This is a genomic window from Roseiflexus castenholzii DSM 13941, from assembly GCF_000017805.1.
GTDB lineage: Bacteria > Chloroflexota > Chloroflexia > Chloroflexales > Roseiflexaceae > Roseiflexus > Roseiflexus castenholzii.
In genome coordinates, this window is record NC_009767.1 from 4998946 (window position 1) to 5011101 (window position 12156).

General features: G+C 60.3%; 10 protein-coding genes. 3 read left to right on the forward strand and 7 right to left on the reverse strand.

The annotated features are described in order from the left end of the window. Positions 1–26: 26 nt before the first annotated feature. Positions 27–335 (reverse strand): hypothetical protein, encoded by a 309-nt coding sequence (locus tag RCAS_RS19840; RefSeq protein WP_012122286.1) that lies wholly within the window; start codon positions 333–335, stop codon positions 27–29. A 180-nt stretch (positions 336–515) separates the two neighbouring features. Between RCAS_RS19840 and RCAS_RS19845 the strand changes: the two genes are divergently transcribed. After that, positions 516–1994 (forward strand): sensor histidine kinase, encoded by a 1479-nt coding sequence (locus RCAS_RS19845; protein WP_012122287.1) that lies wholly within the window; start codon positions 516–518, stop codon positions 1992–1994. Here RCAS_RS19845 and RCAS_RS19850 read toward each other — a convergent pair. After that, positions 1991–2197 (reverse strand): hypothetical protein, encoded by a 207-nt coding sequence (locus RCAS_RS19850; protein WP_157042713.1) that lies wholly within the window; start codon positions 2195–2197, stop codon positions 1991–1993. The genes RCAS_RS19845 and RCAS_RS19850 overlap by 4 nt on opposite strands. Positions 2198–2399: 202 nt before the next feature. Between RCAS_RS19850 and RCAS_RS19855 the strand changes: the two genes are divergently transcribed. After that, complete coding sequence (locus RCAS_RS19855; RefSeq protein WP_232280075.1) at positions 2400–2810, forward strand: response regulator; 411 nt, start codon at positions 2400–2402, stop codon at positions 2808–2810. A 23-nt stretch (positions 2811–2833) separates the two neighbouring features. Here RCAS_RS19855 and RCAS_RS19860 read toward each other — a convergent pair whose 3' ends face one another. The 5 genes from RCAS_RS19860 to RCAS_RS19880 are packed head-to-tail and all read right to left on the reverse strand — an operon-like array spanning position 2834 to position 9577. Beyond that, on the reverse strand, positions 2834–3463 hold the full coding sequence (locus RCAS_RS19860) for a shikimate kinase (RefSeq protein WP_012122289.1): 630 nt from the start codon (positions 3461–3463) through the stop codon (positions 2834–2836). Between the two features lie 3 nt (positions 3464–3466). Beyond that, positions 3467–5440 carry an acetoacetate--CoA ligase gene (locus RCAS_RS19865; protein WP_012122290.1) on the reverse strand — a complete coding sequence of 658 codons (1974 nt, stop codon included), beginning with the start codon at positions 5438–5440 and terminating at the stop codon, positions 3467–3469. A gap of 21 nt (positions 5441–5461) precedes the next feature. Next, positions 5462–6538: a chorismate synthase gene (gene aroC, locus RCAS_RS19870; protein WP_012122291.1), complete on the reverse strand. Its 1077-nt coding sequence runs from the start codon at positions 6536–6538 to the stop codon at positions 5462–5464. 19 nt (positions 6539–6557) lie between these two features. Continuing rightward, complete coding sequence (locus tag RCAS_RS19875) at positions 6558–7952, reverse strand: B-box zinc finger protein (protein WP_012122292.1); 1395 nt, start codon at positions 7950–7952, stop codon at positions 6558–6560. A gap of 23 nt (positions 7953–7975) precedes the next feature. Beyond that, positions 7976–9577 carry an amidohydrolase gene (locus RCAS_RS19880; RefSeq protein ID WP_041331173.1) on the reverse strand — a complete coding sequence of 534 codons (1602 nt, stop codon included), beginning with the start codon at positions 9575–9577 and terminating at the stop codon, positions 7976–7978. Between the two features lie 262 nt (positions 9578–9839). Here RCAS_RS19880 and RCAS_RS23495 point away from each other — a divergent pair, with 262 nt between their 5' ends. After that, on the forward strand, positions 9840–12038 hold the full coding sequence (locus tag RCAS_RS23495; RefSeq protein WP_012122294.1) for a GAF domain-containing protein: 2199 nt from the start codon (positions 9840–9842) through the stop codon (positions 12036–12038). Positions 12039–12156: the final 118 nt, after the last annotated feature.

The following is a 12156-nucleotide window of genomic DNA, read 5'->3' on the forward strand; positions in this document are numbered from 1 at the left end:
CACCTGCAAACCTGTTCGTGGGCATCCTAACCCCAGTGAATACCGCTTTCGGAAGCGTTGACCAGTTTGCCGTTGCGGTCGAAGAGCAAGCGCACTGAATGCCGCACGGGACAGTCGATAATCGGGCAACGTCCATTAGCGGCATCCTCAGGAGGCACGTCGTATGGGCATCCATTGGCGCCACACTGCTCTATCGAGACCGCATACCTCGGCGAGCCAGGCGGCCCATCGAGCATATGGATGCGCAATGGTGCATCTTTCAACACCGGTTGATGTTCGCTCAGATATGCGCGCGCGACTTTGATGAGCGGATGTTGGCGTTTTCTGCGTGGCATAGGCTTGCCCCTACAGATAGAAGAACGATACAGCATGGCGATAGTGTACTTTTTTTGTGCCCTCCTACACGAGAAATCTTCTTGACCAACTGTTGTTGTCTCGCAACATTCGATTTGCGAGCGGCGCAAAGGTATGATACGATTGTCATGCTGCTGTAGTAATGTGCGCGAATAAGGTCAATGAAACAAAAGTCTGTCTCTCCGACACGGCACACCAGGCGTTCTGTCAATGGTCAACCGGACGATATTGCGCATCTGCGAGCTGAATTGACGGCAGCATATGCGCGAATTGCCGAACTCGAGGCGCAGATGGCAGTATCCGTACAGCGCGCGAACCTGGCAAATGAGCGCCTGAATGCCATTCTCACGATCAGCGCCGCATTGCTTATCACGCACGAGATCGATACTATCCTGCAATTGGTGGTGCGCGAAGCAGTGCAACTGTTCCCCGGCGCGCACGGCGCACTCCTGTTTCTTGCCGATCAGTCAGGTTTACGCCTGCGGCTTGTTGCGAGCAGCAGCGGTAAGACGACGGGACTCTCCTTGCGACCCGGTCAGAGTCTGGCAGGGCGCGCCTTCCTTTCGCCACGTGCGATGTTACTCGCCGGTCCAGAACTTGAAGCAACACTGAGTGAGTTGAGTGAAGCGCAGCTGGCTCAGAAGAAAAAAGTTCTGGGATTCTGGCCCCCTGGCAGCGCTCTGATGGCGCCGTTGCGCATCGAAGATACGCGACTGGGCGCGCTCGTGCTGTATGGCAATCAAAATCCACACCTGACCCATCCGCGTGATATTCCCTTCATTCAGGCGCTGGCAGACCTGACGGCCGTTGCCATTGCGGAACATCGTCAGCGCGCACGCGCAGCGGCGCTCCAGCAGGACCTCGATCAGACGCAGTCACTCCATGCCGAGGCGCAGGCGCGGCTCAATGCGGCGCAGGCGCAACTGTTGCAAAGCGCAAAACTGGCTGCCGTCGGCGAACTGGCGGCATCGGTGGCGCACGAGATCAACAATCCGCTCTACGCGGCGCGCAACAGTCTGTACCTGGTGGAACAGGATATTCCGCCCGATACGCCTCAGCGCCATTTCCTTACAATTGCCCAAAACGAACTTGGTCGCATCGCCCGCATTATTACCCGCATGCGCGATTTCTATCGTCCGGCGCGCGATGAATTGGAGCCAACGGAGATCAACGACCTGCTGGCGGAAACGATCGAACTGGTGCAGACCCACCTGCGGCACGGGCAGGTGACGGTGACGGTCGACTTCTGTCCCAACCTGCCGCGCCTGATTGCGCATCCTGATCAGTTGCGCCAGGTGTTTCTTAATCTGATGCTCAACGCATGCGACGCCATGCCGCACGGCGGGCAGTTGCACATTACCACCGAACTCTCTTGCGAGAATGATGCTGACGCGCAGTATGTCGTTATCTCAATCCGCGATTCGGGTACGGGGATCAACCCGGAGCACATGCCGCACCTCTTCGAGCCATTTTATACGACAAAGCCGCAAGGCACCGGCCTTGGGTTAGCGATCAGCGCCCATATTGTGACGCAGCACGGTGGTCATATTCAGGTCGAAAGCGAACCCGGCGCCGGAAGCACCTTCACGGTCCTGCTTCCGGTGGATCGCGGGGAAAAGGAAGAAGGCGTCACGGATTAGGGGTTGATCGCTGCAATCTGAACGACCCGCCGATCGCGTGTCATTGCCAGGGTGAACGCAGCCGACGACCCACAAAGGACGCGAAGGCGCTCGACGTCTTGCCACCAACCCGCAACCTGCCACTTTCCCACCTGCAACCCCTCTTGCCGCGTGCCGCGCGCCTCTTGCTTCAGTTGTCCCTTCTCAACCGAACGTTGTAACATTGCAACCAGCATCACAAAGAAACTCTAGTATCGTATCATATTGATGTTGTGTGATTACAACGCGAAGTTGTTACCTCACTCTCCTTGATACTGCCGCTTTTTGCTATAGTGGCAACGGAGCAGCCGCCTATAGCGCGCAGATGATGCGTTGTAGACGGATCTCCCCTCTGACGGTCAGTCGAAACGTGTCTGGAAAGGTATCGTGTCGAACTTGCAGCACATTCTGGTTGTCGACAACGATCCGGTTGCCGCGATGGTGACGCAGCAGGGACTGCAACGACTGCTCGGCAAGGATGTCGAAGTCGCGCTGGCGCCATCGCCGGGGGCGGCCTGGCTGCGCTGTATGCGCGAGGCAGTCGATCTGGTGATTGTTGATCCAAGCCCCCCAAGTCGCGCGGCAGCCGCGTTGATCAAGGCGCTGCACGACGAACGCCCTCACATTCCGGTCGTGGTGCTGACCGCATACGATACGCCGCGCCTTCGCACGCAGATGAAGCGGTTGGGTGTGCGCTACTATCTTGCCAAGCCGGTAGAATTGGCGGAGCTGAAGAATACGGTCAGCGGCGTACTCGCGTCGCTCAACACGGTGCAGATGTCTTCGGCGGTGAATTGACCCACGGCAGCAGTGCAACGTCGCTATGACGCCGCCTTCCTCCTCACATCGATCATCCCCAGCACATCGGCAACGGTGAATGCCGGGTTGCGATGACGTTGCGGTTCGATCATTAGATCGGCGATCTTTCTGTAGAGCGCAGCGCGGCTGCGTACCAGTTGCGGGTAGCAGCGCGCCATGGTCGCTTCGGGAGTTTCGCCGGGGCGCGGACGGTACATGCCGTTCCAGACAATCGGGCGTGGTCGCGCCAGGTATTCTTTCAGCAATCGTACCCGCAGATCGGCGTCGTCCGCCAGGTAGACCATCGTCGTGCAGCGTTTGAGGCGCTCCAGGAGCGCGGCGTCGAGGTAGACAATACTGCCGGTCGTGTCGATGACGACATTCTTTTCTCCGGCAATTCGTTCCACAATCTCCTCCATGACGGCATGTTCACATGCACGATAGATACGTTCTCGTTCGGCATAGTGCGCTTCGTAGGGAAATCCCATCCAGCGCCCGATGTCGTAGACCGTGACGGTATCAGCAGCGTAGATGGTTCGTAACCGCTCTGCAATCAGGTCATCGCAGTGCAGCGCGCGAAATCCGACGTCGGTCAATCGCGCCGCCCAGCGCGACTTGCCAATGCCCGCCATACCGATCAGCCCAATGACCACACGCTACCTCTGAAGGTGTGCAGCAAGTTCCACAAATGCGTCAAGCGTCTCCGGGTTTGCCATAGCGTCGCGGTTGGCAGCTTTTTCGGGCGGGACGCCACGCAGGATTTTTTTGATCGGCACTTCCAGTTTTTTGCCGTTCAGCGTGCGTGGCACATCGGGAATGGCGATGATGTCATCGGGGACGTGGCGCGGCGAAAGGACGTTGCGAATATGGGTGCGAATCCGCTCTTTCAGGGTATCGTCCAGGGCGACGCCGGATTCGAGGACAACGAACAGATACATGCGGGCGGTCCCATCGGGATGCTCCAGATCGATCACCAGACTGTCGCGCACCTCGGCGACCCCTTCGACAGCGCGGTACATTTCGCTCGTCCCCATGCGCACGCCATGGCGGTTGATCGTCGAATCGGAGCGCCCGTAGATGACCAGTGTGCCTCGTTCCGTGAGTTTGACCCAATCGCCGTGACGCCAGACGCCGGGATAGACCTCGAAGTAACTGCTGCGGTAGCGTGATCCATCGGCATCTCCCCAGAAAAAGAGCGGCATGGAAGGAAGCGGCGCAGTGATGACCAGTTCACCGACATCGCCAACGATGGAACGCCCCTGTTCGTCGAAGACCTCGACGCGCGCCCCCAGACAGCGGCACTGGATTTCGCCGGCAGTCACCGGCAGCAACGGGCAACCGCCGACGAATGCCGTACAGACGTCGGTGCCGCCGCTAAGCGAAACGAGCCAGAGATCGCGTTTGACGCGCTGATAGACCCAGTGAAACCCTTCAACCGGCAGTGGGGAACCGGTCGAGCCCATAGCACGCAGACGGGTCAAGTCGAACGATTCGCCAGGCGTAATCCCGGCTTTGCGGCATGCGGTCAGGTAGGCAGCGCTCGTGCCGAACAGGGTCATGCCGGTATCGGCGGCGAATCGCCAGAGCGCATTCATATCGGGCCAGGCAGGACTGCCGTCGTACAGCAGAAGGGTGCTACCCATCAGCAGACCGCTGACCAGGAAGTTCCACATCATCCAGCCGGTGGTAGTGAACCAGAAGAAGCGGTCCTGCGGACGAAGATCGAGGTGCAATGCGAGCGATTTCAGATGTTCGAGCAGGATGCCGCCATGCCCCTGAACAATCGGCTTCGGCAGACCGGTCGTGCCGGATGAATAGAGAATCCAGAGCGGATGATCGAAAGGAACCGCTTCGAACTGAAGCGGAGCATCATAGTTCAGCAGTTCGTCCCACAGAATCGCATCCGCCTCCTGAGCACCGGGATCAAGATATGGGACCAGCACCACACGCTCGACGCCGGGAAGCGCAGCGCGCAGTTCGGTAAGCGCTGCGCGGCGGTCGAAAGCACGCCCGCCATAGCGGTAACCATCGACGGCGATCAGCACACGCGGCTCGATCTGGCGGAAACGGTCGGCAACGCTGGCAACTCCCATATCGGGCGAACAACTCGACCAGATGGCGCCAAGCGAAGCGCAGGCAAGGAAGGCGATAACCGCCTGCGGCGCATTGGGCAACACTGCCGCCACCCGATCTCCCCGGCGAACGCCAAGCGCCCGAAGACCGGCAGCGACCGCCCCAACCTGACGCTGCACATCTGCCCAGGTCATTGTCTGGAGTGATCCGCCTTCGGATTGGAAGATAATCGCGGCGCGTTCTGCATCGGCATAGCGGAAGGCATGTGCTGCATAATTGAGGGTAGCGCCGGGGAACCAGACCGCGCCGGGCATGCTGGCGTCGGCCAGCACTGCCTGCGGCGACGTGGTCGCCTGCACGTCGAAGAAGTCCCAGATCGATTGCCAGAACGCCGACAGATCGGTGATCGACCACTGCCAGAGGGTGTGGTAATCATCGAACCTCAGATCGCGCGTATGCGCCAGCCAGTCGATATACCGTTGCATAACACTGGCGCGCACCATTTCCGAGGACGGCGACCAGAGCAAGTCGCCTTCGCGGACAGGATGCTCAATCATACGCTATCATCCGTCTCTTCGTCATCTCTCCATCCGTGCCAGGCGCTGACGCAGCAGATGATCGGCGAGCACCAACGCCAGCATCGCCTCGGCGATTGGAACCAACCGCGGGAGCACCGTTGGGTCGTGGCGCCCGTGGATTTCGATCTCCGTCGGATTTCCCTCACGGTCAACGGTGCGTTGCAGTCGAGCAATCGAAGCGGGAGGCTTGGCAGCAATGCGCAGCACAATTTCTTCACCGGTGCTGATCCCGCCGAGAATGCCACCGTGGTGGTTGGACGATGTTCCAATTGTGCCATCGGCGCGACGCTCGAAAGGATCATTGTGGACAGAGCCGGTCATATGCGCTACACCGAACCCTTCGCCGAACTCAACGCCCTTAATTGCCGGGATGCTGAACATTGCCTTGCCAATATCCGCCTGAAGTTTGTCGAAGACCGGTTCGCCGAGACCGGGGGGAACGCCGCGCGCTCGCACTTCGACGATACCACCGAGCGAGTCAAGGCTGCGGCGCGCCTGTTCGACCCGCTCGACCATCAGCGCTGCGACGCGCGCATCCGGGCAGCGCATGATATTACGCTCGATTTCGCTCTCGTCGATCACCTCGGCCTTCAGATCGCCGAGTTGTGCCGTCCAGGCAATAATCGATACGCCGTGCTGCGCCAGGAGGCGTTTCGCAACTGCGCCGCCGGCAACGCGCCCTATCGTCTCGCGCGCGCTGCTACGCCCGCCACCACGCCAGTCGCGGAAGCCATATTTGACATCCCAGGTGTAATCGGCATGACCGGGGCGGTAGAGGTCTTTGATATTTTCGTAGTGCCCCGGCTTCGCATCGGTGTTGAACACCAGCATACTGATGGGCGCGCCGGTCGCGCGGCCCTCGAAGACGCCAGACAGAATCTGCACCTGGTCGGATTCTTGACGCGCCGATGTCACCCGGCTCTGCCCGACCCGTCGGCGATTCAGTTCATGCTGAATATAGTCTTCCGAGATGTCGAGACCTGCGGGGCATCCATCCACCACGCACCCCACTGCCGGTCCGTGCGACTCCCCCCAGGTAGTCAACCGAAAAACCTGTCCAAAGGTATTTCCAGGCATGGACGTCCTTTATCTTCATTCACCGTTCTTTCTGAGATGCCAGACGTTCGACCAGCGCGCGATCGTCCGCCAGACCGGGTTGGTGAGGCGCCGTCTGCATCGCCCGATCGAGCATGGTCCGCGCCTTGTCGAACTGTTTCAACCGCGCATACGCCAGCCCCAGAGCACGCAGACAGGTCACGTCGTAGGGCGCTTTTTTGACTGCCCATTCCCATTCGAGCGCCGCAGCATACCACATCCCACGGTTCTTGAGCGCAACACCATTGTTATAGTGCGTCACGTGGTCAGAGGGCTTCACGATATGGCGGAAACGTTCGAGTCTGCCGACAATATGATGATACCCGGCGATAGTCAGCGCGAGAGCGGCAATATGCGCAACAATCGCGCTGATTGCGACGATTCTGGCGCCGGATAGCAACCGCGTTGTCCACTCCGGCGGAAGGGTCGTCGCGCCGATCAGTCGCTCGAGCATCACCGGCATTATATCGGGGCGACCGACGAGCGCAAGGGCGCCGATCAACCCGGCAACGGTCAACCCGGTTGCCAGGTACAGCCCCCAGACGGAGCGTTGTGCCAGTTGTTGCGCCGCCGACAACCCGATCAGAGCCATTAGAATGAGGAGTGCGGCGGGTATCAGGATACCGATGAGAAAGCCGCGCGCCGGATTTTCTTGATAAAGGAGCAAACCGAGGGCAGGAAAGACGAGCGCGATCAGCACTGTCGCCATCGCGCCGCCGCGCCACAGCCAGACCAGCGCCGACACCATTGGTGATCGTTCTTCCGACGGAGCCACCCGTACCAGCAGGCTTTCGTTGCACTGCGTGCAGCGGCGCTGTGCTTCGACGGTTGGCGCGCCGCAGTAGGGGCAGGGGATCGTGTTGTCGTCCGTTTCGATTGACGCAAGACGCGCAGCGGATGTTGCCGCTGCCCGATTGGGCGCGCGAGCGCCACTCTGCACGGCAGCGCGCCCTGGCGCCGGCACGGACGAAACGCTCTGGCGAGCAGGCGCCGGCGCAGCCTGAACATTCTGGCGGGCAGGCGCCGGCATCACCGCGACGTCCGCCAGAGTCGCCCGATATGCGCGCAGGCGGGTGAGCGCGAAGGCGCCGGCATCGATCTCACGTTCGGTGTTACCGCCGCGTTCCAGCAACGGGGAAGGCGGCAACGGCAGACCAATCCGGGCGTGAAGCCATTCCAGACCCTGGCGAGCGCGCACATTGGACGGGTTCAGCGCCAGCACGTTTTCCAGGCAGATTTTCACATCGTTGGGATCATCAACGACTCCCGACAGCCAGAGCCAGGCGCGTTCGTTGCGCGGGTCCACTTCCAGCGTGCGCATCAACAGAACACGCGCATCGTCACGGCGACCATCACGCGCCGCCGCGATTGCCTGATGCAAAGTATCGGCATTCATAGACGCATCCTTCGATGATGCCGTTACAGGCGTTCCTGTTCCCAGACAACCTTGCCTTCGAGGATGGTCATCTCGGCACGAATCGTGTGCAACGCCGATGGATCGAGTTTGAAGGGGTCGGCGGACAGTATCGCAAAGTCGGCGAGCATGCCAGGCGCAATCACACCCTGTTCAGCGGCAGCGCCCGCCGCCACCGCACACCCATAGCAAAAACCACGCAACGCCTCTTCGACTGTCAGGCGCTGTTCAGAATACCAACCGCCATCCGGCGTGCCCTCCGGTCGCTGGCGGGTGACCGCAGCATGGACGCTGAGCCAGGGATTGAGCGATTCGACCGGCGCATCAGAGCCGAACGCGAGGGTTGCGCCAGCATCGAGAAACGAGCGCCAGGCGTATGCATACGCGCAGCGCTTCCCCCAAAGCACATCCGCCACCTCCATATCGGCAGTGCAATGGATCGGTTGCATCGAGGCAATAACGCCGAGGCGCGCAAAACGGGGCAGATCATCCGGATGCACCACCTGGCAGTGCTCGATGCGGTTGGGGATGGACAACGGAGGCGCACCGGGCAGCGCCGCTTCGATGGCGTCGAGCACCTTGCGATTGGCAGCATCGCCGATGGCATGCACCATCACCGCTAAACCGCCGTGGATCGCGCGGCGCACAGCATGGCGCAACTCCCCAGATGACAGCACTGCAATCCCGCGATTGCTGCTCCCCTCATAAGGGGCAAGCATATCTGCGGTTTGCGAGCCGAGCGACCCATCAGCAAACATCTTGATGCCCCCAAGACGGATCCAGCGATCGCCAAGCCCGCTGTGCAACCCCAGCGCCAGCGCTGCATCGAGACCGTCGAGACCAAGATAGACCAGGCAGCGCAACTGAAGGTGACCGCGCTCACGGAGCGTTTGCAGGTCATCAAGCGTCATCCGACCATCGCCAGGGGTCATGCTCGTGGGCAGATGCATCCCAACCATCCCATACGAGTGCGCCTCTTCGATTGCCTCACGAACCGCAGCCAGGCGCTCCTCCTGCCCGGGTTCAGGAATATGGCGTCGCACCAGGTCGATTGCGGTTTCCAGCAGAATGCCGGTCGGTTCGCCGCGCTCACGCTGGATCGCGCCACCGACAGGATCGGGCGTCTCGGCAGTGATCCCTGCCAGGCGCAGCGCGGCGCTGCTGACCCAGGCGGAATGCCCGTCCTTCCGCGAGAAGTACGCCGGTCGATCACCGATGACGGCATCGAGGTCGGCAGCAGTGGGCCAGCGCCCCCACCGCGAATGATCCCAGCCGCGCCCCTGCACCCACGCGCCAGCGGGGAGACGTTCCGCCGCTACGCCGATCTGTTGGAGCGCATCGTCAAGGGTTGCCGCATCGTCGAGCCGGACGTTGCGCCGCGCCAGCGCATGCGCAATCAAGTGAACATGCGCATCGGTGAGCGCCGGAATGAGAGCGCGACCGTTGAGATTGATTCCCTCAGCGCGACCGGTGACGGCAGCGCGCACCTTGCCCTCACTGCCGACGGCAATGACGCGCCCATTGCGTATAGCAACCGCTTGCGCGCGGGGGTGAGCCGGGTCGAGGGTGTAAATGGGACCATTGTAGAGAATGATCGGATCGCTCATGATCGTCTTCTCACAGGCGCCGGAGCGCATACGGATGAGGCGTCGGCTTTTCTTGATGCGTATTCGCATGGTACGGATGAAGAAAGAAGTTGTCAATGATCAGAAAGATGAAAGGGTAGAGCGGTGACGAGAGGGGTGCGCCGCCGGAGAGACAGACGCCATCCGGTCACGCATTGGACACGCCCATCTGGTAAAATTAAGCAAATGTAAGGCGCCCACGTGGCGCAATAACCCACAACTCATAACCCCACAACCTCTCACCATGAGCGACGCCGAAGCCCTTCAGTCTGAGAACGAAGCCCTGAAAGCGCGCATCCGCGAACTGGAACGCCGCCTGACGGAAGCACGCACTGCTCCCAATCGTCGTGCCACCGAAGATGACGCCACTGCGTTCCACCAGACGGCGCTGGCGATCATGAACCGGCTCGATCTCAACAATGTGCTGGAGGCAATCGTAGCGCATGCCGCGCATCTGGCGAACACCACGCATGGTTACCTTTATCTGCGCAGGCCAGACGCCGACGTGATGGACATGCGGTTTTGCACCGGCAGGATCGCCCTCAACCGCGGCAGCGTCATCGAACCGGGCGAGGGGATTTCCGGGCGCGTCTGGCAGTCTGGCGAACCGATGATGGTGGAGAACTATCGGATGTGGGAAGGGCGCCTCGATCGCCTGGAGGAGACCGATTTTGGTGCGATGATTGCTGTGCCGCTCAAATCAAACGGCGCCGTCATCGGGGTCCTGGGCGTCGCCTACGATACGCCGGATGGGGTTGATTTCCATTCCATCGCCGCACTGCTCATGCGCTTCGCTGACCTGGCTGCGATTGCCATTGACAATGCACAATTGTACACCAAAGCCCAGACCGAACTGGCTGAACGAGTTCGCCGAGAAGCGGAACTGCGGGATACGACGCAGCACCTGCACGATCTGTACACTGTCGCGCACCGGCAGGCGCAGGAACTCCGCCTGCTCGGAGAGGTGCGCGCGACGCTGGCGCGCGAGATCAGTCTGCCTTCGATCTTTCGGACGGTCGTCGAGTCGCTCGCCAGCACATTCGGATACACCCAGGTGTGCATCTATCTCCGCGCGCATGATGAACTGGTATTGCAACATCAAGTTGGGTATCATTTCATCTACGAACGTATCCCGGTCGGCGTCGGCATCATCAGTCGTACTATTTTGAGTGAACGCCCAACGCTGGTTGCTGATGTGAGCGCCGATCCCGATTTTCTCGGCGCCATTGATGGTGTGGTATCCGAAGTGTGTGTGCCGCTCCGCGACAGAGGAAAGGTCATCGGCGCGCTCAACATCGAGAGCCGGCACGGGGTCGTGCTGACCGACGACGACCTGCGATTAATGACCGAACTGGCAGAGCATATCAATGTTGCCATCGATCGCGCCGGGCTGTATGAACAGTTGTGGCGACACCTTCAGCAACTCGATGCGCTCTACAGCATTATGGGGGATATTACCGGCAACCTGCACCTCGATAATGTGCTGACGACGATTGTCGAACGGATGATTGCGCTCGTTCGCGCAAAACACGGCGCGCTGGCGCTGTACGACGCGCAACACAATGATTTGCTCGTTCACCTGAGCATCAATATGGACTATGACTATACCGGTGTGCGGCTGGCATTGGGAGAAGGCGCAATGGGCAAAGCGGCGCTGAAGCGTCACCCGGTTGTCGTCTACGACTATCGCTCGTGGCGCGAACGCTCACTTCAGTGCGAAGCGGAATCGACAGCCAATGTGCTGGCAGTTCCATTGCTGGCAGGGGCCGAACTGATCGGCGCGATGAGCGCAGGAGATAGCGATCTCAAGCGTATCTTCACCGAAGACGACGTCCGCTTGCTCAGCATGTTTGCGCAGCAGGCGACGATTGCCATCAAAAATGCGCGGCTATTTGCCGAGGTGCAGCACCTGGCGATCACCGATCCATTGATGGGCATCTACAACCGACGCTACTTCTTTGTTGCGGCGCGGCGCGAATTCGAGCGCGCGCGCCGCCATCGGCATCCCCTGGCGGTGATCCTTGCCGATCTCGATGATTTCAAACAGATCAATGATGTCTATGGGCATCCGATCGGCGACCGGGTGTTGCAAATGGTCAGCACGGTGTTTCGCCGCGAACTGCGCTCCGGCGATCTGCTGGCGCGCTATGGCGGCGAGGAGATTATTGCGCTGTTACCGGAGACCGACCATGAGGGCGCCGTGCGGGGCGTCGAACGGTTGCGGTTGATACTGGCGCAGGCGGTTGTCGCCACGAACCAGGGCGATGTGAGTGTGACTGCCAGTTTTGGCGTTGCCATCTTTGCCGAACCGTTCGATGTACCGAACGTCGAGCAGTTGATTACACAGGCGGATCAGGCGTTGCTCCGAGCAAAGCAGGCGGGGAAGAACCGTGTGGAAGTCTGGCATGAGAAGGACCACGTCGGTCAGAGTCGGTCTGTTTAGCGACCCGGCAAGTGTCCGTTCTCACCTGTTGCCCGGCGCTCTGTTTCCATTCCCGGCACACCAGCGCCCTGATCACGAAGAATATATATCCGCCTTTTCCGCAAACCTTCTCTGGTGC